Origin of the sequence: Ruegeria sp. HKCCE4148 (genome assembly GCF_017872495.1) — a bacterium.
Taxonomy (GTDB): Bacteria; Pseudomonadota; Alphaproteobacteria; order Rhodobacterales; family Rhodobacteraceae; genus Ruegeria.
Map to the genome: position 1 here is coordinate 392876 of NZ_JAEDOS010000001.1, position 21482 is coordinate 414357.

The window sequence follows — 21482 nt, forward strand, 5'->3', positions numbered from 1 at the left end:
GCCGACGATCACAAAGCAGCCGTTTCCAGCCTCAGACCTTCTGCATAATCGGGCGCGCCATTCTCCGCGCGCCACAGACAATAGCTTGCCATACGCCAGGCGTACCAGGGTTTGAGGTGCTGATATCGGGCTACGATTTCCGCATTATCATAGGCGAACAAAAACTGGTCTTCCTCTGCTTTTGACAGAGGTGCCCCCCGGTACAGCCGTTGCATGGCAGGCGACAGGAACAAGGCAAGGTCTTCGGTTGGGTCGCCACGGGCCGGGCATTGCCAGTCGATCAATGTCAGGCCGTCAGTTGCAACCAAAATGTTGCCTGCAACAGGATCACCATGGATCAAACATGTCCGTTCCGTGGGCGCGACCTCCATCGTTGGTTGCTGTTCAAACAACCTGTGCCGTGCCTCCGAGGTGCAGCCTTTTAGAATGAGACACCCGTGGGCCTTTAGATCGGCACTGCCGTTACATCCGGCCGGGGCCGGGACAGAAAGCACAAGGTCATGCAATCGTCGCAACAACCTGCCAACCGTATCGGTGCCCTTCTTCCAGGGTGTTCCGGGTGCGTGGTCATAAAAAACCCAATGCGCGTCCTTGTGCCGCCCTGCTGCACGCAAACGCGGCACGAAGCCTTCCGGGCCAAGGGTCTCCAGGCACCGCGCCTCGAGTTCAGCGTCATTACGAAACAGCGGATTGCGAAGCGTGGTGCTGTAAAGCTTCAGCACCTTGTCGCCTCCGTCCTCTAGAACTTTCCAAACTTGATTGGTGCGTCCGCCATACAGCGATTCAAAACGCGGGTATGTGCTGACCAGCCCCTGAGCGCAGAGGTGGTCAACCAGATCGCGAGGAGGTGCAGGCGTTTCGGGCAGAGCTTCTGTCACTTTTTTTGGCGAGTCGATTTGCCAAGCTTTGGACGCTCCTGTGCCGCAGATCAAGCACCAGTTCGAACGGCGTTCACCTCGCGTGCGGAAATCACCTGCCAGCTGCTGAGGGTCAATAGCACTGAGTTGCCCCCAACCTGTGCTTCTACAACGCGGTTATAGGCAGCAGCTGGCGTTTGGGTCAGCAGTTCTCCATTCTTGTGGCTTTCCAGCGTAGCAGTGTAGTTGCCGGTGCCTATCGGATCGCCTGATGCGGTCACGCCAGCCCACACAAACTCGGATTGTGCTGGGGACACTGTCATTCTATCGAGAACGGTTCCGTTTTCGTCACGTATTACCAGTTTGGCAGTGTCGGCCTTTGGATCAGCCTGAGCAAACAGTGTCTTGGGCTGACCGTCAAAATGGAAAGCAGATGTTGATCGGACGTCCATACCGACCCAGCTTGCAAGCTCATTCAGATTGACGCTGCCCAAAGTGCCGGCCAAAGACGACAAGTGATCATTGGTTTGAACTTGTTGCTCGACCATCGAGAACTGGGCCAGCTGCGATGCATACTGAGTCGAGTCCATGGGTTCTAACGGATCCTGATTCTGTGCTTGGGCAGTGAGCATTAGCAAGAAGGTCTCAAAGTCAGATGTGATCGCAGAGGTCTGTGTATTCTCTGCGGATTGCTGAAAGGTCGATGCTTGTGTGGTGGTGACGGGAGTGATCATCGGTCAAAACCTCATGTCGATGCCCCGGCCTAGGACCTGAATTTGTTGCCGAGATACGATTTGAGCATCCGAATCGCTTTGCGGGTCACCGAACGCAGATCCGGACTCGGGTGTATCGGTGCCAACCGCCTGGCCATCCGCATCGGAAGATGTGCCCAGATCAAAGTTCAATTCACCGTATCCCAATTTCTGAAACTCTTCCGCAAGTGCGGATAAATGGCGTCGCATCAGCTCCAGGGTCTCGGGGCGTTCGGTGGCAATTGTCATATGCATGCCGTCGTCTCGCCCGTTCAGAATAATAGAAACTCGCCCTAATTCTTCAGGGTTCAGCGCAATCTCCATTGCTCCGGAACCTGGACGAGCCTGAATCGACGCCGCAAGTTGACCAGCGATTGCTCGTGCGATTTCGGCGCGGGCAAAAGTTGACTGTCCAGAAAGGTGTTGCGTCGTTTCACGCGGAGCGGTTTGGAGTGGTTCGTCCTTGGCAACAACTTTGGTTTCAGCGCCCTGATCAAGGACTGCGTGTTCCTTCTCGATAATGTCTGCCATCATTTGAAGCTGTGCAACAGGCGGCGCGTGGGCCGGCCTAGCTGGTTTGATTATCACGGGTGTGACCTCAGGCCGTTGAACGGGATCAATGATTTGAGATATTGGGGCGGTTTCCGGTGCGTTGAACTTGTTTTTCCCCTTAGTCAGTTGGTCAATCGGCTGGCTCTCTTCCGCGACCGTAACAGGCGTCACGTGCTGGCGCGAAGCGGGCAATACCTGACCTGTCTTGGATCGCGTTAATGCGGGTGCAGGAGCATCAACCGGGTCGGGCTGGCTTGTTGTCGATGAAAACTTTGGCCGTTCCGGGTCATTTTCAGCGGATGCACTAGGATCACCTGCCGATGCCGGTGTGTTACTTGAAAGCCCTCCTTCAGCCACAGGCTGACTATACGCGACATGTGTTGAAGAGCTCACCAGTTCCACTACACGAAGAGGTTCTAAAAGCGGGGCAGCTTCGGGTTCCGCCATATCTATGCTTTGTGCTTCTGCGTCCGGCGTTTCGATTTCAGGGGCGGCAAGGGACAGGTCGGTATCGGGCAGATCGTCGGCTTTTCCATCTTGGCCCAGGATGTCCTCAAAGCGTGTCACCCCGCTGGCCTGCCCCATTTCATTTTGTGACGAGGTCGGTTTTGCAGGGGCTATTGACGCCGTAGTGGCCAGCATAATTGAGTTGGGCATTTTGCTCCGGCTCCGTGTGATTGGCCAGAACTCTGCACTCAGGAAGTTACGTTTATTTTAACTGCTTTCGCTTTTGATCGAGAAAGTTCGAAGCAAATTTCGGAGAAAGCTATGCAAGTTTCCACCCACGCGCAGGCGGGCCAAATTCCTTTGGCCCAGACCCAACTCAAAGAAGCAGCCGTTCAACTGGAGGCGGCCTTTTTAAGTGAAATGCTAAAATCCGCTGGGCTGGGAGAAACGCGCCAGAGTTTTGGCGGTGGGACAGGGGAAGACCAGTTTGGCTCGTTTCTTGTTCAGCATCAGGCGCAGCAACTCGCCCGGTCCGGCGGCGTCGGTCTTTCTGAAATACTGCTCAAGTCGTTGATGGAGAAAGCTGATGACATCTGAGGTCAACATGACGCTGATCAAGTCTTTGGAAGAGGTTCTGGATCTTGAGCGCGCGGCGCTTGTGCAAGGGGATCTTGATCGATTGACACATATTGTTCCGGAAAAAGAGAAGCTGATCGGCGCAATAAATGATCTTCAAGTGCAGGACAGCGACGCATTGATTCGGGTGCAGCAGAAGGTCGCGCGTAATCAGGCCTTGCTGAACAGTGCGGCCGACGGAATCCGCGCCGTGGCCAGCCGCATGGCTGAACTGCGCCGGGTTCGGCAGGAATTCAGTACCTACGGCGCTGATGGTCAGCGCAGCGAATTCGCGATGCGTGGAACAGTGAAATTGGAAAAAAGGGCATAGGCAGGAGTTTGATTCAAATCCGAAATTTCCCGCCTTGAGGTTTTAGCACTCCGTTAGGGGATCTGGTTCAAGAGTGAGGCTGCACCTGAAAATGGCAGGTGGCGCGATTGGCCAAGCGGCGCATCGCATAGGTCAGAACGACACCAATGCCCGCAGGTTTTGCGGGGTGAACACGGGCAAAATGGCTCAAACGGACAAGGATGACAGCAATGTCCAGCATTCTGACAAACAATGGCGCGATGGTTGCGCTGCAGACACTGAAGTCGGTGAACAAAAATCTGGCGATGACGCAGGACGCGACTTCGACCGGTAAGGATGTCGCGACGGCCAAGGACAATTCGGCAGTTTGGGCGATATCCAAAGTGATGGAATCGGATGTCAAAGGCTTCAACGCCATCAAGGACAGCCTGGCGTTGGGGGAATCGACCGTTGCTGTGGCCCGGAACGCGTCGGAAACCGTGACCGATCTGCTGACACAGATGAAGGAAAAGATCGTTGCAGCGCAGGAAGACAACGTTGACCGCGGCAAAATCAACGATGACGTGACTGCCCTGAAAGACCAGATCAACTCGGTTGTCAGCGCCGCGCAGTTCAACGGTCTGAACCTGGTGGACGGCTCTGCAGGCTCTGCGTCGATCCTCGCGTCCTTGGATCGGGACAGCCTTGGCAATGTCACGGCATCGTCAATCACTGTAACAGGTCAGGACTTGTCCACTGGTGGTTACACCGCAGCCCAAGTATTTGACGGTTCAACCGGGGCGTCTACTCGCAATGACCGAGTTGGTGCGACCATCGACAACGGTGCGACTTCAGCAACGGCTCTGGTTACGGATGAATCCAGCGGGGCCTTCGCGGCGGGTGACAAGGTTGTTGTCGCAATTGACGATCAGGTTGTGTCGTACACAGTTTCCGCAGCCGATGCAGCCGCGACCACAACGGGCGACCTGGTTGCCGTGGGTCTGAAAGCAAAGATCGAGGAGTTGGGGATTTCCGGCCTGACTGTTGACTACGATTCTGGCACTCAAGGCACTCTGTCCATCACCAATTCGACCGGCGACGACATCTCGTTCTCGGCTCAATACGTGAACGCTGGTTCGGGTGGTCTGGGTGCGTTGACGGGCATTGACGTCTCGACCGGCGCTGGCGCGACTGCCGCTTTGGCGACGATCGAAACGCTGATCGATACCTCGATTGACGCATCGGCTGCTTTCGGGTCCTCGCAGGGTCGGATCGAGACCCAGAAAGAGTTCATCTCGAACCTGGCTGACTCGTTCAAGTCCGGTATCGGCTCGCTTGTCGATGCGGACATGGAGGAGACTTCTGCGCGGCTGCAGGCGCTGCAGGTACAACAGCAGCTGGCTACTCAGTCGTTGTCGATCGCCAACCAGGCACCACAGTCGATCCTGTCGTTGTTCCGCTAAACCACAAAGCGGGTCGGGGCGTGATTTTCGTGCCCCGACCCTGATCGCCTGACGACGGCCCTTTGGAAGGATTTCAAGTGATACCGCAAACGCTCGCCCACCGCACTTTCGCTCAAACCGCCGCGCCGACACGAACGCCCCGGGATACCGAATATGAGGCAATTTCCAGGATCACGCGGCGTCTTAAGGCCGCAACAGCCCGCAAGGCGACAGATTTCTCGGCGTTTGTTCAGGCCGTTCATGAGAATCGACGGCTTTGGGGGGTGCTGGCAACAGGCGTCGCGGACAAAGCGAACGCTTTGCCAAACGATCTGCGGGCGCGGATATTCTACCTTGCCGAGTTTACCGAACAACACAGCAGTCGTGTGTTGGGAGACGGCGCAACGGTCGAGCCACTGTTGGAAATCAACACGGCCGTATTGCGCGGGCTGCGTCAAATGGGGGCGACCTGATGAGCGGTTTGGTCCTGAAACTTGCCCCGAAAGAAAGAGTACTTATCAACGGCGTGGTTATTGAGAACGGGGATCGTCGGAGCAGGTTTTCAATCATGACGCCACAGGCAAACGTTCTGCGGCTGCGGGATGCGATCCATCCTGACGAAGTTAATACGCCTGTGCGCCGTGTCTGTTATGCCGCGCAGCTGGTTTTGTCAGGTGACATGGAGCCGGATCAGGCACGTCAGCAATTGCTGCGTAGCGTGGAAGAGTTGAGCCAGGTGTTCACGGATGCGGACAGTCGCAAGGTGCTGTCTGAGGCCACAGATGCCTTGGTGGCCGAGCATTACTACAAATGTCTTAAGTCCCTCCGTTCGCTTCTACCACGTGAAGAGCGGCTTATGGCCTATCAGCAATGACCTTTCAGCCAGTTATCCCCACTGGTGGAATTGTGGGCTGGCGGTTTCTTCAGCGTACGTACGACAATCAGTTCCAAAGTTTCTCGTCTTCCTTGGTGAATGAGCGGGAGACGCGGTATTTTCTTGAGAATATCGGCAAGGTGGAATCTGCAGAACAGCTGGTGTCGGATCGCAGGTTGTTGCAGGTCGCCTTGGGCGCGTTTGGATTAGAAGGCGATTTGGACAATCGGTTTTTTGTCCGCAAAATCCTTGAGGACGGAACGCAGGCCAATGACGCTTTGTCCAACCGTCTGGCGGACAAACGGTATCGAGAGTTCTCAGACGCTTTCGGGTTTGGGCCCGGGGACGTTCGTAAAACAGCGTTGAAAACCAACATGGAAAAGATTGCTAAGGCCAATGTGACGACACGGTTTGAAGTCGCCGTAGGCGATTCGGACGAGACAATGCGTATCTCGCTTTACGCGCAGCGCGAGCTGGCCGATTTGGCCAATACGGCGTCAAGCGCAGATACCAAGTGGTTTGAACTGATGGGCCTGCCCCCCCTTGCGCAGCATGATGGAAACAGCGCTTGGCCTGCCTCGGTCCTTTGCTCAGTTGGACATCGACAAACAACTGGTCGAATTCAAGGACCGGCTGTTGCAGCTGACGGGGTCGGAGGATTTGGCTCAGTTTTCGGATCAGAAAGCACTCGAGCAACTGACCGACACTTACTTGGCCCGAAGTCAGGTTGCGCAGCTTCAGAATACGATTTCACCGGGGCAGACGGCTCTGATCCTGCTCGGGGCTGGTTAGAAAAAGTGTTTGACCCAAAGTTGGACCGCCCCATTTTGGATCGGGATCATCTGTCTGTAGACAACATTTTCGCTTGGGTTTTAGTTGTCCAGAATGGCATCCGCCTCCGTACGCAAAGCATATGACACAACAGGTTGAGACACGTTGTGCAGCTCTACCGCACCCAAAGGCAAAGCGTTCGAGCAGGCGGGTTCGATATCTTCGGACACGACAATGCGATGCCCTTTGGTTTTCCCGAACTCTCCTAAACGTGCGGCGATATTAGCGGCTTGACCGATGACTGTGAAATCAAGGCGTTCGCGTGAACCCACATTTCCATAGGTCACGCGCCCGTAGGACACGCCGATCGAACAGTCACAATGCGTGTCAGAGCCGTCCTTACGCAGCTCCCCCAACGTTTCAACGATTTTGACCGCTGATAGTTGTGCGTTCATACGTGCGGTTGCGGCGTTCTCGTCCGCAGCTGGAAAGACGGCCAAGACAGCATCGCCAATAAACTTAAGAACTTCCCCACCGTTTTCATGAACGATACCTGAGACCGTTTCAAAGAACGCATTCAACACATTGATGTAGTCGCTGCGCCCCAGCTTTTCTTCCAGGCTTGTCGAGTTGCGCAGATCGCAGAACATGATCGCCGCGTCGATCTCATCCCCGTCCCCGCGCCGGATCTCTCCTCCTAAAACACGGGCACCCGTGCGTTTGCCGACATATGTTTCCAACAAAACCTGAGCGTTTTCTCGTTGCATGAACACTTCATAGAATCGCGCGATAACCGAAGAGCACTCGAAAACAAGGCCCAGGTTTTCTGTCGTAAACCCGTCTGGGTGATCGCAGGTCAGTGTCAGTACATTTGTCCGCCCATCGGAAAACGGCAGCGGCATGGCGACATAGTCGGTCGCGCCTTTGGCCCGTAAATCCTCCATGATCGGGAAACTATTGTGCGGGTTGTCATCGTTCAGCCGTTGCCGCACGCCCCCCAAACCGTTCGAGACGTGGCGCAGCGGGCTGTTTATGAAGGCCGGGTGATCATGGATTTCGTATGTTGGCGCCCGGGTCAGAATCTCTTCTTCGCCTTTTTCCCAGATATAATGCTTGCCCACGATCAAGGGGTGTAGGGACCATGCCAAAATACTCAGACGCTGTATCGCGATACCGTGCTCCAGCATTTTTTCAGCCAAAGCTTCTGTAAAGCTCTCTGGTGTCGTCGCTGTCGACGCACCGCGCATCAGCCAATCAATCAGAGGCCCGCTGATGTTGCCATCGTCAACTTCGCGCAGGCGGTTGTCGCCCAAATCTATCCGTGTATAGGCGCTGGGCGTAAACCCGATGCAGCCTTGTATCGCTTTGCTTTCTGGCAAAGTGTCTTCGTAGGCCCAAACGGAATTGGTCAGTGTTTCACCGGGCAGGCTAATGTCGTGATAAGTGGCCGTGCCTTTGAACGGGCAAAAAGTTTGCAATTCAGTTTCTGCGCTCAGATCTACGCAAACGTCTGCGCGCGGCACATAAACCGTGGGCGGCAGGCGTGTTTCATACATAACCTTGGCATTTGTGCTTTCAGCCAAAAGGACGTCATCGCGGTAAATCGCAATCCTGCCGCTCAGAGGTTCGACAGAGATTCCATATCCATTCATCTTTGGTGCGGCGTGGACGTTCATAAGCGACCTCCCTTGCCTTTGGTATATTCAGAATGGGCGCTCCCATCCCACTTTCCAAGAGGCCGAAACTGGATTTTACCGGAAACGAGCGTTGGCGTCCAAGTGATCAGACCATCTGAATGACGTCTTTTTCTATGGACAGCATATAGCCTTTCTTGGCGATATTCTTGACCAAAAGTTCACTGACCATTTGATTTCCAAGCGCGTCGCGCAGCCGTTTGATCCGCGTTGCGCCTGCGGCTTCGTCGCAGTCGGCTTCGTCGCGACCGGAAATCACTCCTTCGATCTGGGCACCGGACAGAACCTCGTCATCCAGCCGGGATTCCGCCAGAACGGATAGGGTTTCCATGGCGGCGGGCGTCAGTTTGAAATCCATATTGTTGAGGTAAACGGTGTTCTCCTCGCGACTGATCAGCAGGGATGTCACCTGAATGCCAGTGCGTTCAATCTGAGCCATGCGTCGGTTCAGCAGAACCAGCATCACCAGAAAGACCAGCGCCGAGATCATCATCGCGCTGGCAAAAACCAATAGTACGTAGATGACCATTCGGTAACTGGACAAGGTGTCGGCAAAGGCGGTGCCGGACTGGGCCAGTATTTCAAGCAACCGGATTTCTGTTTGCGAGGTCAGATCGGCCTCGACAAACAGCCGTTCGACCCGCGCGTTGAAGGCGTTTGCGTCTGGCAGCGTCCAGAACAGGAAAACGGCAGCGGTGATCAGGATAGCAACGATGGCAGCGATGCCCAGCACAACCAGCCGGACGCCCGACCGGCGCGCATCAGAAACGGAGATAGAATTGTCCGGCATTGTCCTTCCTCTGATCCAGCCCTTCTGGCCCAAAAACGGATTGCACCTCTAGCAGTGTCCACCCCGATGCGTTCAGGCGCTGTGCGATTTCAGCCCGGGCCCGGCCCTTGTCGCAGGCCGAGACCTGAATGACCCCGTAATGCAGGCGCAGCGGGTTGTCTTTCTTGGCCTTGTAATCCGCATAGCAATCCGCCGCAGACACGGCAGAACCAAGCGATATCAGGGCCGCAAAGGTCAGAGAAGAGAGGATCTGTTTCATAGGCCGCATCCTGCGCATGAGTTGCCGCGATATTCAATAACCCAAGGGGTTTGCGGGTTCTGATATCGGATAACACAGGGCTGTTATTGCCTGTCTGGACCCACCGCCCCAGTGTCAGGGCAGTCAGGACGCGGTCCGTCATACGGTCGCCCAATCAACGAAAAGGATGCGCATCATGCATAAGAAATTCATCGCTCTGATCATTGCGACCGCTGTTGCCATTACTGGTGTCTCGGCTTCTCAGGCGAAGGCGGCGGATGCCAAGGACATTCTGGGTGGTCTGGCGGCCATCGCGATCATCGGCGCGGGAGTTCATTATTATAACAAAGAAAAGCACAAAGACCGGGCGGCTCGTTATCAGGCATATAACCCGAAACCCTACAAGCCACAGCCCGTGCGCCCGTTGCCGCCGCGCGTGGCGCGGTACGATCTGCCGCAGCGCTGCCTGCGCAAGTATAACGGGTATTCACAGGACCATTTGTTGCTTGGTCCGAAGTGCCTGAAGACGCACTACAAACATGTCCATAGCCTGCCGAAAGAGTGCAAGGTTGGTTTCTGGAACGGCAAAAAGGTTAAGCGGGCATATGAGCCTGCATGCCTGCGCAAGAAAGGATACCGCGTCGTTTATCAGTAACATCGGTCGAGCAGGAGCGGCGCCCATGAAGCGTCGTGTTAGAGAGGGTGGTTTGGGCCACCCTCTCTTTTTTCTTGCGGTGCTGCGTGAAACGCGGTTTTCCGATGGCATGACAAAGCCAGATTTCGAACTTGAGCAGGCGCTGCTGGAGCGGGGCCATATTCGTATCGCCGGAGTGGATGAGGTCGGGCGTGGCCCTTTGGCCGGGCCTGTTGTGGCTGCAGCCGTGATTCTGAACCCAAAGGATATTCCCGAGGGGTTGAATGACTCCAAGAAGCTGACCGCAAAACGTCGGGCCGCACTGGACGCAGAGATTCGCTCCAGCGCTGCATTTGCCATTGCCGAAGCGACCGTTGCCGAGATTGACGAGATTAACATCCTGAGGGCTTCGCATTTGGCGATGGTGCGCGCGGTTGAGGCACTGACACCTGCCCCTGATTTCCTGCTGATCGACGGCAACATGATTCCGCGTGGCATGAAAATCCCGTCGCAGGCCGTCGTGAAGGGGGATGCCCGTTCGGTGTCGATTGCAGCTGCTTCGATCCTTGCGAAAAACTGGCGGGATCAGGTGATGGTGGATTTGGCGCAACAGCATCCGGGTTATGGATGGGAAACCAACGCCGGTTATCCGTCAAAACAACACAAAGAGGCGCTGCAAAATCTTGGCGTGACCCCACACCATAGACGTTCGTTCAAGCCGGTGCACAATATCTTGTATCAAGAGTAAATCGTAAGGTGCTGATTCAAAAAAGAAATTGACGGCGAATCGTCTTTGACTCATCCTTGTCTCAACCAAATGAGCGCAAAAGCGCCGTGGATACTTGAGGCAGTGATATGACAACGACCACCAAAAAGGGCGCAAAAGCGCTCCCTTTAAACACGATTCTTTCCGGGGACTGCATCGAAGTGATGAACAGTCTGCCCGAGGCGTCGGTTGACCTGATTTTCGCGGATCCGCCCTATAATCTGCAGTTGAAAGGCCAGTTGCACCGCCCGGATAACTCTCAGGTGGATGCGGTTGATGATCACTGGGATCAGTTTTCCAGCTTTGGTGCCTATGACCAGTTCACGCGCGAATGGCTGAAGGCGGCACACCGTCTGCTGAAGCCCAATGGCGCGATCTGGGTTATTGGGTCTTATCACAACATCTTCCGCGTGGGCTCGGCCCTGCAGGACGCGGGGTACTGGATTTTGAACGACGTTGTATGGCGCAAGTCGAATCCCATGCCGAATTTCCGGGGCAAGCGCTTTACCAACGCGCATGAGACTATGATCTGGGCCAGCAAGCGCGAAGGTGCGAAATACACGTTCAACTATGAAGCTTTGAAAGCGCTGAACGAAGGCGTGCAAATGCGCAGCGACTGGGTGCTGCCGATCTGCACCGGGCATGAGCGTCTGAAGGACGAAAACGGCGACAAAGCGCATCCGACGCAAAAGCCGGAGTCGCTGCTGCACCGCGTGTTGATTGGCTCGACCAATCCGGGCGATGTGATTTTGGATCCGTTCTTTGGCACAGGTACAACCGGTGCAGTCGCCAAAATGCTGGGTCGCGAGTTCATCGGAATCGAGCGTGAGGAAAGCTATCGCAAAGTGGCCGAGAAACGCATCGCCAAGGTGCGCAAGTTCGATCGCGAAGCGCTGGAAGTCAGCGCCAGCAAACGCGCCGAACCGCGCGTACCCTTTGGCCAACTGGTCGAGCGTGGAATGCTGAGACCGGGCGAAGAACTCTATTCCATGAACCAGCGCCACAAGGCCAAAGTGCGCGCCGATGGCACGCTGGTCGGTCAAAACGTCAAAGGCTCGATCCATCAGGTTGGCGCACATCTGGAAAACGCTCCATCTTGCAACGGCTGGACATACTGGTGCTTCAAGCGTGATGGAAAAACGGTTCCGATCGACGTTCTGCGTCAGCAGATCCGGGCCGAGATGAACTGATTTCACGAACACCGCCGGTGCCTGTGGCCTGACACAAGGCACTAAGCCTTGCCCCGCCGATCCTACGGCGGGGTCTTTTGTTTTGGCATCAAGAGTGGTTGCATGACAGTGACCCTGACACTGCAAGAAAGATCACGGCCATGACCGAGACGACCGCGCAGCCCCGCCGCAGCCTGTTTTTTACACAGCCTGATACATATGATTTGGACAACAAGTATACCGAGGCGGCGTTAGAACGGCACAAGCGCGAAGGGTTGGAACTGGCCGTGCGTGCCCGTTGGGTGGCGATGGCGCTGACTGGGGTTCTTCTGATTTTCCTTAACCCGCAGTGGGAAGTGCTTTGGTATCACTTCATCCTGTTGCTGATCTGCGCCAACGGGTGGCTGATCCGCCGAGCGGGTCGCGTTGGGCAGTCGCGGGTTGAGTTGCTGCTGATCTTTGTCGACCTGCTGATCATGACGCTTGGAATGATTGTGCCTAACCCGTTCAGCGAAGATGTTCGACCGTTGGCGATGCAATATCGGTTCGACAACTTCCAGTATTTTTTCATCATTTTGGCAGCTGGGACTTTGGCCTATTCTTGGCGGACGGTGATTGCCATCGGCTCCTGGACCGCGATGATGTGGACGGCGGGGTGGATCATTGCCTGGTGGGTGGCCACCCCCATTCCAGGTATCAGCGAAAAGGTTGCGACGGCCTTGCAAGGGTATCCGGATGTGGCGGAATTGCTAAATCCCAACAGCTTCATGGCCCCGCAGCGTATCCAGCAAGTCGTCGTTTTTATCATGGTTGCGGTGACATTGGGTGTCTCGATGCGGCGATTGAACCAGCTGTTGATGAGCAACGCCGGTTTGGAGCGGGAACGGGCCAACCTGTCGCGATATTTCTCTCCTAACGTGGTGGATGAACTCAGCCAGAACGACGAGCCGCTGAAACAGGTCCGTAAAGAGAATGTGGCAGTCTTGTTCATCGACATCGTGGGTTTCACCAAATACGCCGCCGGGCGTGATCCCTATGAGGTCATCGAGGTGCTGCGAGGTTTCCACGCCCGTATGGAGACCGAAGTGTTCCGGCACCATGGAACCCTGGACAAGTATCTGGGTGACGGCTTGATGGCGACTTTTGGTACGCCGGTGCCGACGCCCTTGGATGCGAGCAATGCCTTGGGCTGCGCGCGCGCGATGGTAAAAGTGATCGACCGCTGGAATCTGGATCGTCGGCGTGCCGGAGAACCTGAAATCCAAGTTGGGATTGGGGTGCACTATGGCTCGGTCGTTTTGGGGGATATTGGCGCCAACCGGCTGGAATTTGCAGTGATCGGTGATGCGGTTAATGTGGCTGCCAAGCTGGAGGCACTGACGCGCGAGTTTCAGGCAAACATAGTTGTCAGCGATGCTGTGCGGGAACGGGTAGCCGAAGAAAACCCCACTGTGCCAGGTGCGATGGAAGGCTTCACTGCACATCGCGATCAATCTGTCCGCGGGGTAGAGACGCCGATGAATATCTGGGTGATGAAGAACTGAAACCCTCCCGCCCATCAGAACAGCATCGAAGATGCCGTGCTGACAGTTGGGCCAGACAGCGCGCAGACGCGCGCTGCGGTCACGCTTTGGGCATCGGGTTCAAAGCCTTGTTGTAGGGGTGCCAGTCCTTAATCTCGGGGTAATAATGGCGTCGCCATTCCCGAACACGCGGGTTCATCACCCGCTTCCAAAGCGGAGGGATCATCGCTGCGACTGTCATCACCGGATAGCCATACGGCAATTGCGGGGCTGAGTCTGGTCTGTGATGTTGCAACAGCGGAAACCGGCGGTTGGGTTTGTAGTGATGGTCGGAATGGCGCTGCAGATTGATCAGCAACCAGTTTGATGCCTTATGCGCCGCATTCCAGGAATGACACGGCAAGACATGTTCGTACCGACCGTCGCCCAGATATTTTCGTGTCAGGCCGTAGTGTTCGACGTAGTTGACCAGCTCAAGCTGCCAGATCGCGACACCGGCTTGCAGCAGAAACAGGGCCAAACCAGCCCACCCTCCGATCAGCGCAGCCAGCGCCAGCATCGCGCCTTGCAGGGCCCAGTATCGCCAAAACGGGTTGGAACGATCCGTCCATGGCCGGTCTTTGCGGGCCAGCTTGTCGCGTTCGGCGTTGAAGGCTGACATCAGACATTGCCATAGAACGCGGGGATAAAAGCGGTGGAACCCTTCATTGTAACGGGCTGTCACCGGATCGCGTGGTGTGCCCACGTAACGGTGATGGACCAGCAGATGTTCGGACCGGAAATGAGAATACAGTACCATGGCCAAAAGGATATCCCCCAGCCATCGCTCGCCCCGACTTTTCTGGTGCATAAGCTCGTGACTGTAGTTGATCCCGATTGTACCGGACAGGACGCCCATACCGAAAAACAGGCCAATCTTTGCGGGCGTCGACAGATGGTTGGTGTGGGTTGCATACCAGATCAAACCAAACAGCGTCAGGAATTGAAGCGGCACCCAAAGCTTGGTCAGCAGGATGTACCAGCGCAACACATCATCAGATGTCTCCGGATCGGCGTTTTGCTCGTTCAGGCCGGTGATCCGGTCCAGAACCGCAAAAGCCCACCACGTTGAAAGTGGGATCAACAGGACCCACCAGCCTCCGGCAATTGCGGTGAACCAGATCAACGGGATCAACAGCAGGGACACCCAGAAAGGGGAGGCGGATTGCCAGCGGGACAATGTGCCTGTTGCGATCATTTTTTCTGCTCCGACGTTATGGGCCTAGCCTATCCGCGACCCGGCGGATTGCACAGCGGTCTTAACGTTCTCTCCACAGATCGTAGGCTTTGCGCATCACTGTCGGCAGGTCGCTGGGTTTGAAACTGTGCTTGTCTAGCACGGTTAGGTGTTCGGGCACGAATTGATCCTCTAGATCGACAGTCCAAACTCTGAGAATCAAATGGAAATGCGTAAAGGTATGGCGCACTTCTGCGGGCAGGATCGTCCACTCTGCCGCGAACGGGGCGCGTTCGGTTGGGGCATCGTTCCACTCTGATCCGGGCCAGCCTAGCATTCCGCCCAGCAGCCCCTTGTCCGGTCTGCGTTCCAGCACCATGGCCCCGTCTGCCTTGCGCGCAATATAGACGTGGCCATAGCGGGTGGGCTTGGGTTTTTTCGGTGTCTTTCGGGGCAAGTTGATCATGGTACCCGCGATGCGGGCCTGACAGGGATCACGCAACGGACATATGCCGCAGGCCGGAGATTTCGGCGTGCAGATCGTGGCCCCCAGATCCATAACCGCCTGAGCATAGTCACCGGGTCGCGTGGTCGGTGTCAGGGCCTCGGCTTTTTCTTTCAGCAAAGGTTTGGACCCTGGCAAAGGATCGTGGATGTCATAAAACCGGGCCATGACCCGTTCGACATTGCCATCCAGCACTGTTTCGGGCTGATCAAATGCAATGGCCGAGATCGCAGCGGCGGTATACGGGCCGATGCCGGGCAGTTTCAGCAATGCATCATAGGTGTCAGGAAACTGGCCATCGTGGTCTTGCGCCACAGCACGGGCGCATTTCAACAGGTTGCGGGCGCGGGCATAATATCCAAGCCCAGCCCATTCCCCCATCACCTGTTCATCCGGCGCTGCGGCCAGCGCGTGAACTGTTGGCCAGCGGGTTGTGAAACGCAGGAAATAGTCTCGCACTGCCGCCACGGTGGTTTGCTGCAACATCACTTCGGATAGCCAGACCCGATAGGGGTCAGGGCGCACCCCGACCGCCCGATCCGCAGGGCTGACGCGCCATGGCATGTCGCGCGCGTGGCGGTCATACCACTCCAAAAGCGGGGTGCTGACGATGAATTCAGGGGAGTCACGCAAGTTTTATTCATCTCCTTGTCGGGTTTCGCTGGCACCCGATGGTCTGCCTATTACAATAGCGGTGTAGGAGTGGGAAACCAGATGCAACGCAGACGTTCCTCGACCCGCGGGTTCAAACGCACCGCGTCCTTGCTGAATGATCAGATCCGGCGCGCCGGTGAAAGCCGTGGCTTTGCCGTGTCGCGGTTGTTGACCCATTGGGCCGAGATTGTAGGTCAGGACACCGCTGCCATCGCGCGCCCGGTCAATGTGGGCTATGGCAAGGGCGGCTTTGGTGCGACCCTGACCGTGCTGACCACCGGCCCGCAGGCACCGATGCTGGAAATGCAGAAGGAACAACTGCGCGGTAAGGTCAACGCGGTTTACGGATACAACGCCATCAGCCGCATCCGCATCACCCAGACTGCTCCGACCGGTTTTGCCGAGGGGCAGGCCAGTTTCGACCACAAGCCGAAGCAGGCAAAACCCCAGATTGCTCCAGACGTTGCCGCCGAAGCCGACAAAGTGTCACGCGACGTGAATGATGAAGATTTGCGCGCAGCCCTTGAACGTCTCGCTTGCAACGTTTTATCCAAACAGAAACGCTGAGAAAGGGCCGAGAATGAGCCGTATTGCAACCGTAATCTGTGCGGCCGTCGCCGTAGCCGCTGGAGGCTATTGGCTGTCGCTGTCAAATTCCAATTCGTCCAACCTGTTGGTGAGCACTGCTGAGGCGCAGGAGGCTGAGATTGATACCTCGACCGTTATCGAAATGGTGCAGGGTGCCGAAGACGCACCGGTCGAGATCATCGAATATGCTTCTTTCACCTGCCCGCATTGTGCGAGTTTTCATCAGGGCGCGTACAAGCAGCTCAAGAAAGACTTTATCGATACCGGAAAGGTCAAGTTTACCTATCGTGAGGTTTATTTTGACCGCTACGGTCTGTGGGCGTCGATGGTCGCACGCTGCGCCGGACCCGAAAAGTTCTTTGGCCTCACCGACGTGATCTACGAGAAGCAGTCCGAGTGGACACGCGCGGGCGGTCCGGCTGAGATCGTTGACGAGCTGCGCAAGATCGGCCGTTTGGCCGGGATCGACGGCGATCAGCTGGAAGCATGTCTGCAAGACGGCACCAAGGCGCGTACACTGGCCGCGTGGTACCAGGAAAACGCTGAGCGTGACGGCATTCAAGCCACCCCGTCCTTCATCGTGAATGGCAAGAAGGTCGACAATCAATCCTACACGGATTTCAAAAAGCTGATCGAAGCCGAGCTTGGCAGCTGATCTTTTGCCGGTCGGCTCCCGATGGGGTCGGCCGGATCTACTTAGGTGACGGGGCCGTGGTCAACAGCATCTCTTTGACCTTTTCGCCTTCTGGTATCTGAAGCCGGACCGGCAGCGTGATCACCTTACTTCGGAATGCAGGTGGCAGGCGCACGGCGTCTTTTTCTGTGGTCACCATCTGAGCACCCAGAGCGCGTGCGTCGTTTTCCAGCCGGGTCATCAGGGCCTGGGTTAGGGGCTGGTGATCGTCCAATGCTTCGGCCCGTATCAAATCGGCACCCATACGGCGCAGAGTTTGAAAGAACTTTTCCGGGTGTCCGATACCGGCAAAGGCCAGCGCCCGGGTTCCTGTCCAGTCCATACCGGTTTGCAGCGGTTCGATTGCCCCGGTGACATGAGGCACCGTCAGGTGGTCTTGCCATTGTTCGGCAAAGGTCTTTTGTGCGGTCTCGTCGCCAAGCGACAAAACCAGATCGGCGCGTTTCAGGCCTACATCCACGGGTTCGCGCAAGGGACCGGCGGGCAGACACAAGCCGTTTCCAAACCCGCGCTGCGCGTCGACGACGATAACCGAGAAATCCTTGCTGACCGAAGGGTTTTGGAACCCGTCATCCAGAACAATCACGGTCGCGCCTGCAGCCGCAGCCGCACGTGCGCCTGCAGCCCGGTCCTTGGCCACCCAAACCTCGCCGAACATTGCCAGCAGCAGCGGCTCATCTCCGACCTCGGCGGCTGTGTGTTTGGCCGGATCGACCTGCACCGGGCCTTCCAAAGACCCCCCGTGCCCACGCGTGACGACATGCGGCTCGTGCCATGCGTTTCTTAGTTGTTCGAGCGTCCAAATCACCGTGGGAGTCTTACCGGTACCACCTGCATTTAGGTTGCCGATACAGATCACTGGTACCCCGGGCTGCGCACCAGTTTGCGAGGCGATCCGGCGGGCTGTTGCTGCCGCATAGAGGTGACCGAGCGGCGCCAGAAGGCGCGCCCTCAGATCCCGTTGCTCAGGGGAAGTGTTCCAGAAATCAGGTGCCCGCACGTTCTGCACTCCGCTGATCCAGAATATCCTGCACCATGTCGATCAGGGCGTCCGCCTGGGGTGCGCCTTCGGTTATCATCTGCCATCCCGCCAGCGCCATCCCGGCCGCAAGATCCGGTGCCAAAAGTTCGATAAGTGCATCCCCCAATTCGGTCGCTGTCTTGACCTGTTTCGCAGCGCCCGCCCGCTGCAGCTGAGAATACAACGCGTCATGGCGGTGCACAAAGGGTCCGTGAATGATGGCTGATCCCAATGCAATAGACTCGGACGGATCACGCCCACCGGCGCCACGTTCCAGAGAGCTGGCCAAAAAGGTCACAGCGGATACACGGCACCAAAGGCCCAGGTTTTCTGGGTCAGCGGTCAGGATCACTTGGGTGCTGTCTTCGATTTCGTCGCCGTCGTCCCAATTGACGCAACGCAAATCCATGGTCTCAAGCCGCCGCTTTAGCGGCCCTGCTTCCGTTTCGTCAGCGACATGCAGAACCAGAACAAGACGGTGCAGCATCCGAAGCACCTGCCGATGGGCCGTTAGAACCGAAATGAATTCTTTGTCTTGTACCCAAGCCGCCAGCCAAACCGGACGCCCTGCAAGGGTGTGGTTGGTTTCAATCAACTCGTCTTCGGGCCAGGGTCGCGGGTTTGGGCTGATACGCAGGGGTGGAGCCTCGTGGACCTTGGACGATTGAACACCAAGTCTGCGTATATGGCGTGCAGTCTCTGGCGATGCCGTCATGATTTCTTGAAAACAGTCAAAGGTTGCCCGGGTGATGTCCGGCAACCAACGTGCACTTCGCGGCAAGGAGACGCTGAATTCGGCATCGAATAATATCAGCGGGATGTCCTGATCACTTGCTCTGATTAAAATGTTGGGCTTCAGATCACCGCCGACCCAAAGACCCATTGTCGGATGCCAATGCTCCAGGAAACCACGCACAGCCCCGCTTTGGTCCTGAGGCAGGTTGGTCAGATGGAAATCGCAACCTGGCCAACTGTCCAGATCTGCGTCCGGTGAACCGGTCAGGACAAAGCTCAGTTCGGATCGAACCTGAAGCAAGCGTTGGCAAAAGTCGCTCACAGCGCGCAAGTGACCCGGCGTGGCGACTTGAATCCAGAGCAACTCACCTTCAGGACGAGGTAGGTCGATGCGCTGACCGACGGTGTTGCGCATTCCCCAGGACAGAACCCTGTAGGCCGCCAAGCTCAGGGATCCCGGCTTGCTCATGCCCCAATCCCGGGTCCGCTCAGATCCAGCCGCTTTGAAAGCTCTTCATGCAGCGCCGCGTTCGCTGCGATTACTCCGTTCAGCCGAGGAGTGGCGTTGTTGAACACCAAAGATTGCCCAGCCCGGTCGGTACACACACCACCGGCCTCTTGGATAATCAGATCACCGGCGGCAATGTCCCATTCCCAGCTTGGGCGCAAAGTCAGCATCGCGTCAAACCGCCCCTGTCCAACCAGAGCCATGCGATAGGCCAGAGACGGGCGATATGCGCGCCCGAAGTCAGGCACATGCCCGTCGCGCCAGTGCCGTGTATCGAGAGTCGGCTTAGCTGCCAGAACTTCCGATTGCTGCAAGTCGACATAGGCCGAGGTTTTGATTTCCTCACCATTCAGCGTTGCCCCCATTCCCCGGGCGGCAGCATAAAGCAAATTCCGCATCGGCAAATAGATGACAGCGGCCGTCACTTTGCCTTCATTGGCGACGGCGATCGAATGCGCCCATGTGCGCGCACCCTCGGCAAAGCTGCGCGTGCCGTCAATCGGATCGATGATGAAGGCGTTGCGGCGCTCCAGCCGCTCGGACGTGTCCTCGGACTCCTCGCTCAACCAGCCATACCCCGGTCGTGCGGCACGCAGCCGATCCCCAAGCATTGCGTTCACGGCCAAATCGGCCTCGGTCACTGGACCGGCGCCATCGGGTTTATCCCAGCGCTGCGCTTGCGTCCCGGAATATCGTGTGGCGATCTTGCCGGCCTCGAGTGCTGCGTCAATGAGCAGGGACAGGTCAGTTGCCGGCAAGTGTCATTCCTTCGATCAGCAACGAGGGGACCACGCGTGACAGATATGGACGGGCGTCATTCGCCGGAATAATCCGTCGTAACATGTCCCGCAAATTACCTGCGATAGTGCATTCATTGACCGGATGTTTGATCTCGCCGTTTTCCACCCAGAACCCAGAAGCCCCGCGTGAATAGTCACCGGTGTTGGGGTTGATCGTCGACCCGATCATGGATGTGACCAGCAAGCCGGTACCCATATCACGCACCAGATCAGCACGGCTTTTGTCGCCCTGCGTCAGGCTGAGGTTCCAGTTGCTGGGAGAAGGCGGGCCGGACACGCCACGCGCAGCGTTGCCTGTTGACACCATGTCCAGCTTGCGTGCGCTGGATAGATCCAGCGTCCACCCGGTGAGGACACCGTTTTCAACAATTGCCCTGCGTTGTGTCGGCAAACCCTCGGCATCAAAAGGGCGAGAGCCCGAGATGCGCGGGCGGCGCGGGTCTTCGATCAGCGACAAATGCGCGGGCAGAACCTCTTGCCCCAAGCAATCCTTGAGCCAAGACGCGCCGCGTGCGATCGCTGCACCATTGCTGGCAGCCAATAGATGGCCGATCAGTGAAGACGAGATGCGTTCATCAAACAACACAGGGAAACTGCCGGTTTCAGGCTTGCGCGCGCCCACCTGCTGCACGGCGCGTTCACCTGCGGTGCGCCCGATCTCAACCGCGCTGCGCAGGTCGGATTGAAACGTCCGACTGTCGCCGTCATATTCCCGTTCCATCCCGGTGCCTTCGCCCGAGATCGCAACGCAAGACACTGACCGGCTGCTGCGCTCATAGCCGCCGGAAAAGCCGTTTGTGGCGGCCAGATGCACGCGGTGGGTTCCATAGCTCGCGGCCGCATCTGAGACCTGAGTGACACCTGATACAGCCAATGCCGCAGCTTCGGCTGCCAGAGCGTCCTGCATCAGGGTTTCGGCGGATGGGGCCGGGGTTGGGTCAATGAGTTCCAGTGACTGCGCATCCCAGTTGCTCAGCAGCTGGTCGCGATCAGCCAATCCTGAATACGGGTCTTCGGGGGCTTCTTTGGCCATGGCAACGGCGCGTTCCGCCATAGCGTGCAGGGTTTCCGGGCGGCTGTCGGAACTGGATACGATGGCAGACCGTTTACCCAGAAAGACCCGCAACCCCAAATCCGTGCCTTCCGAGCGTTCTGCATGTTCCAGCGCGCCGCCCCGCACCTCGACCGCAACCGAGGAGCCGTCAAGCACGATGGCATCCGCCGCCTCTGCGCCTGCTTTGCGGGCCACATCAAGCAATTGCTGGCTGATTTCTTCTGGTGTGCGGGTCATAAGGCCTCCGGGTTTATTTCCAAGGACCTAGCCTTGGACTGCCCGTCTCGCAAGACC

25 protein-coding genes and 1 pseudogene are annotated in these 21482 nt (G+C 56.9%); 13 read left to right on the top strand and 13 right to left on the bottom strand.

Annotation, left to right across the window (positions count from 1 at the left end; all coding sequences use genetic code 11):
- Positions 1-8: 8 nt before the first annotated feature.
- Genes I9187_RS01960 through I9187_RS01970 form a run of 3 tightly spaced genes read right to left on the bottom strand, consistent with a single transcriptional unit; the run spans position 9 to position 2818 of the window.
- Entirely contained in the window at positions 9-878 is an 870-nt protein-coding gene (locus I9187_RS01960; RefSeq protein ID WP_348540062.1) for a phosphotransferase, read from the bottom strand.
- A gap of 50 nt (positions 879-928) precedes the next feature.
- Positions 929-1591: a flagellar hook capping FlgD N-terminal domain-containing protein gene (locus I9187_RS01965; protein WP_171180342.1), complete on the bottom strand. Its 663-nt coding sequence runs from the start codon at positions 1589-1591 to the stop codon at positions 929-931.
- A gap of 3 nt (positions 1592-1594) precedes the next feature.
- Positions 1595-2818, bottom strand: a complete 1224-nt coding sequence (locus I9187_RS01970) for a flagellar hook-length control protein FliK (RefSeq protein ID WP_209940045.1) — start codon at positions 2816-2818, stop codon at positions 1595-1597.
- A gap of 111 nt (positions 2819-2929) precedes the next feature.
- Between I9187_RS01970 and I9187_RS01975 the strand changes: the two genes are divergently transcribed.
- Both I9187_RS01975 and flgN read left to right on the top strand, forming a co-directional pair.
- Positions 2930-3205, top strand: a complete 276-nt coding sequence (locus I9187_RS01975; RefSeq protein WP_209509694.1) for a rod-binding protein — start codon at positions 2930-2932, stop codon at positions 3203-3205.
- Entirely contained in the window at positions 3195-3554 is a 360-nt protein-coding gene (gene flgN / locus I9187_RS01980) for a flagellar export chaperone FlgN (protein ID WP_171180335.1), read from the top strand. Before I9187_RS01975 ends, flgN begins: the two co-directional genes overlap by 11 nt.
- 67 nt (positions 3555-3621) lie before the next feature.
- Here flgN and I9187_RS01985 read toward each other — a convergent pair whose 3' ends face one another.
- A complete protein-coding gene (locus tag I9187_RS01985) occupies positions 3622-3774 on the bottom strand; it encodes a hypothetical protein (protein WP_171180334.1) in 153 nt (50 codons plus the stop codon).
- Between I9187_RS01985 and I9187_RS01990 the strand changes: the two genes are divergently transcribed.
- The 5 genes and pseudogenes from I9187_RS01990 (at position 3764) to I9187_RS22050 (ending at position 6620) form a co-directional block, all read left to right on the top strand.
- The gene (locus tag I9187_RS01990; RefSeq protein ID WP_171727863.1) at positions 3764-4975 is read left to right on the top strand and encodes a flagellin; all 1212 of its coding nucleotides are present in this window, start codon (positions 3764-3766) and stop codon (positions 4973-4975) included. The genes I9187_RS01985 and I9187_RS01990 overlap by 11 nt on opposite strands.
- A 77-nt stretch (positions 4976-5052) precedes the next feature.
- Entirely contained in the window at positions 5053-5427 is a 375-nt protein-coding gene (flaF, locus tag I9187_RS01995; RefSeq protein ID WP_171180330.1) for a flagellar biosynthesis regulator FlaF, read from the top strand.
- Positions 5427-5828 carry a flagellar biosynthesis repressor FlbT gene (gene flbT / locus I9187_RS02000; RefSeq protein WP_171180328.1) on the top strand — a complete coding sequence of 134 codons (402 nt, stop codon included), beginning with the start codon at positions 5427-5429 and terminating at the stop codon, positions 5826-5828. The genes flaF and flbT overlap by 1 nt, the downstream gene beginning before the upstream one ends.
- Positions 5825-6304, top strand: a pseudogene (locus I9187_RS22045) (DUF1217 domain-containing protein); the annotation flags it as partial. The gene flbT and the pseudogene I9187_RS22045, both read left to right, overlap by 4 nt.
- 79 nt (positions 6305-6383) lie before the next feature.
- Entirely contained in the window at positions 6384-6620 is a 237-nt protein-coding gene (locus tag I9187_RS22050) for a DUF1217 domain-containing protein (RefSeq protein ID WP_253282886.1), read from the top strand.
- Between the two features lie 80 nt (positions 6621-6700).
- On the opposite strand, the gene I9187_RS02010 is transcribed toward I9187_RS22050, so the two are convergent.
- The 3 genes from I9187_RS02010 to I9187_RS02020 form a co-directional block, all read right to left on the bottom strand.
- Positions 6701-8275, bottom strand: a complete 1575-nt coding sequence (locus I9187_RS02010; protein ID WP_209509693.1) for a DUF427 domain-containing protein — start codon at positions 8273-8275, stop codon at positions 6701-6703.
- 106 nt (positions 8276-8381) lie between these two features.
- Entirely contained in the window at positions 8382-9083 is a 702-nt protein-coding gene (locus tag I9187_RS02015; protein ID WP_171238703.1) for a helix-turn-helix domain-containing protein, read from the bottom strand.
- Positions 9055-9342, bottom strand: a complete 288-nt coding sequence (locus I9187_RS02020; protein WP_171180322.1) for a hypothetical protein — start codon at positions 9340-9342, stop codon at positions 9055-9057. Before I9187_RS02020 ends, I9187_RS02015 begins: the two co-directional genes overlap by 29 nt.
- 175 nt (positions 9343-9517) lie before the next feature.
- Between I9187_RS02020 and I9187_RS02025 the strand changes: the two genes are divergently transcribed.
- From I9187_RS02025 to I9187_RS02040, 4 genes are all read left to right on the top strand, one after another.
- Positions 9518-9976, top strand: a complete 459-nt coding sequence (locus I9187_RS02025) for a hypothetical protein (protein ID WP_209940046.1) — start codon at positions 9518-9520, stop codon at positions 9974-9976.
- A 109-nt stretch (positions 9977-10085) separates the two neighbouring features.
- Positions 10086-10703, top strand: coding sequence for a ribonuclease HII (locus tag I9187_RS02030; RefSeq protein WP_171238719.1), 618 nt, complete (start codon positions 10086-10088; stop codon positions 10701-10703).
- Positions 10704-10810: 107 nt separating this feature from the next.
- Positions 10811-11911 (top strand): site-specific DNA-methyltransferase, encoded by a 1101-nt coding sequence (locus I9187_RS02035; RefSeq protein WP_171188606.1) that lies wholly within the window; start codon positions 10811-10813, stop codon positions 11909-11911.
- A gap of 140 nt (positions 11912-12051) precedes the next feature.
- A complete protein-coding gene (locus I9187_RS02040; RefSeq protein ID WP_171238701.1) occupies positions 12052-13434 on the top strand; it encodes an adenylate/guanylate cyclase domain-containing protein in 1383 nt (460 codons plus the stop codon).
- A 79-nt stretch (positions 13435-13513) separates the two neighbouring features.
- Here the strand turns inward: I9187_RS02040 and I9187_RS02045 are convergent, their stop codons facing one another.
- The gene (locus tag I9187_RS02045) at positions 13514-14650 is read right to left on the bottom strand and encodes an alkane 1-monooxygenase (protein ID WP_171620089.1); all 1137 of its coding nucleotides are present in this window, start codon (positions 14648-14650) and stop codon (positions 13514-13516) included.
- A 61-nt stretch (positions 14651-14711) separates the two neighbouring features.
- Positions 14712-15767, bottom strand: a complete 1056-nt coding sequence (gene mutY / locus I9187_RS02050) for an A/G-specific adenine glycosylase (RefSeq protein WP_171620087.1) — start codon at positions 15765-15767, stop codon at positions 14712-14714.
- Positions 15768-15848: 81 nt separating this feature from the next.
- Between mutY and I9187_RS02055 the strand changes: the two genes are divergently transcribed.
- Entirely contained in the window at positions 15849-16355 is a 507-nt protein-coding gene (locus tag I9187_RS02055; RefSeq protein WP_171188610.1) for a DciA family protein, read from the top strand.
- A 13-nt stretch (positions 16356-16368) separates the two neighbouring features.
- Complete coding sequence (locus tag I9187_RS02060) at positions 16369-17031, top strand: DsbA family protein (protein ID WP_209940047.1); 663 nt, start codon at positions 16369-16371, stop codon at positions 17029-17031.
- Positions 17032-17068: 37 nt separating this feature from the next.
- Here I9187_RS02060 and lpxK read toward each other — a convergent pair whose 3' ends face one another.
- Genes lpxK through I9187_RS02080 form a run of 4 tightly spaced genes read right to left on the bottom strand, consistent with a single transcriptional unit; the run spans position 17069 to position 21425 of the window.
- Positions 17069-18070: a tetraacyldisaccharide 4'-kinase gene (gene lpxK / locus I9187_RS02065; RefSeq protein WP_209509691.1), complete on the bottom strand. Its 1002-nt coding sequence runs from the start codon at positions 18068-18070 to the stop codon at positions 17069-17071.
- A complete protein-coding gene (locus I9187_RS02070; protein WP_209509690.1) occupies positions 18057-19295 on the bottom strand; it encodes a glycosyltransferase N-terminal domain-containing protein in 1239 nt (412 codons plus the stop codon). Before I9187_RS02070 ends, lpxK begins: the two co-directional genes overlap by 14 nt.
- Positions 19292-20092 carry a 3'(2'),5'-bisphosphate nucleotidase CysQ gene (locus I9187_RS02075; protein ID WP_209509689.1) on the bottom strand — a complete coding sequence of 267 codons (801 nt, stop codon included), beginning with the start codon at positions 20090-20092 and terminating at the stop codon, positions 19292-19294. The genes I9187_RS02070 and I9187_RS02075 overlap by 4 nt, the downstream gene beginning before the upstream one ends.
- The gene (locus I9187_RS02080) at positions 20079-21425 is read right to left on the bottom strand and encodes a TldD/PmbA family protein (RefSeq protein ID WP_209509688.1); all 1347 of its coding nucleotides are present in this window, start codon (positions 21423-21425) and stop codon (positions 20079-20081) included. The genes I9187_RS02075 and I9187_RS02080 overlap by 14 nt, the downstream gene beginning before the upstream one ends.
- Positions 21426-21482 lie beyond the last annotated feature (57 nt).

Bases quoted from the DNA above. Each gene is read 5' to 3' on its own strand.
- I9187_RS01965 (WP_171180342.1), bottom strand. From the start codon at position 1,591: ATGATCACTCCCGTCACCACCACACAAGCATCGACCTTTCAGCAATCC.
- I9187_RS01970 (WP_209940045.1), bottom strand. From the start codon at position 2,818: ATGCCCAACTCAATTATGCTGGCCACTACGGCGTCAATAGCCCCTGCA.
- I9187_RS01975 (WP_209509694.1), top strand. From the start codon at position 2,930: ATGCAAGTTTCCACCCACGCGCAGGCGGGCCAAATTCCTTTGGCCCAG.
- flgN (WP_171180335.1), top strand. From the start codon at position 3,195: ATGACATCTGAGGTCAACATGACGCTGATCAAGTCTTTGGAAGAGGTT.
- I9187_RS01990 (WP_171727863.1), top strand. From the start codon at position 3,764: ATGTCCAGCATTCTGACAAACAATGGCGCGATGGTTGCGCTGCAGACA.
- I9187_RS01985 (WP_171180334.1), bottom strand. From the start codon at position 3,774: ATGCTGGACATTGCTGTCATCCTTGTCCGTTTGAGCCATTTTGCCCGT.
- flbT (WP_171180328.1), top strand. From the start codon at position 5,427: ATGAGCGGTTTGGTCCTGAAACTTGCCCCGAAAGAAAGAGTACTTATC.
- I9187_RS22050 (WP_253282886.1), top strand. From the start codon at position 6,384: ATGGAAACAGCGCTTGGCCTGCCTCGGTCCTTTGCTCAGTTGGACATC.
- I9187_RS02010 (WP_209509693.1), bottom strand. From the start codon at position 8,275: ATGAACGTCCACGCCGCACCAAAGATGAATGGATATGGAATCTCTGTC.
- I9187_RS02015 (WP_171238703.1), bottom strand. From the start codon at position 9,083: ATGCCGGACAATTCTATCTCCGTTTCTGATGCGCGCCGGTCGGGCGTC.
- I9187_RS02020 (WP_171180322.1), bottom strand. From the start codon at position 9,342: ATGAAACAGATCCTCTCTTCTCTGACCTTTGCGGCCCTGATATCGCTT.
- I9187_RS02025 (WP_209940046.1), top strand. From the start codon at position 9,518: ATGCATAAGAAATTCATCGCTCTGATCATTGCGACCGCTGTTGCCATT.
- I9187_RS02030 (WP_171238719.1), top strand. From the start codon at position 10,086: ATGACAAAGCCAGATTTCGAACTTGAGCAGGCGCTGCTGGAGCGGGGC.
- I9187_RS02035 (WP_171188606.1), top strand. From the start codon at position 10,811: ATGACAACGACCACCAAAAAGGGCGCAAAAGCGCTCCCTTTAAACACG.
- I9187_RS02040 (WP_171238701.1), top strand. From the start codon at position 12,052: ATGACCGAGACGACCGCGCAGCCCCGCCGCAGCCTGTTTTTTACACAG.
- I9187_RS02045 (WP_171620089.1), bottom strand. From the start codon at position 14,650: ATGATCGCAACAGGCACATTGTCCCGCTGGCAATCCGCCTCCCCTTTC.
- I9187_RS02055 (WP_171188610.1), top strand. From the start codon at position 15,849: ATGCAACGCAGACGTTCCTCGACCCGCGGGTTCAAACGCACCGCGTCC.
- I9187_RS02060 (WP_209940047.1), top strand. From the start codon at position 16,369: ATGAGCCGTATTGCAACCGTAATCTGTGCGGCCGTCGCCGTAGCCGCT.
- I9187_RS02070 (WP_209509690.1), bottom strand. From the start codon at position 19,295: ATGAGCAAGCCGGGATCCCTGAGCTTGGCGGCCTACAGGGTTCTGTCC.
- I9187_RS02080 (WP_209509688.1), bottom strand. From the start codon at position 21,425: ATGACCCGCACACCAGAAGAAATCAGCCAGCAATTGCTTGATGTGGCC.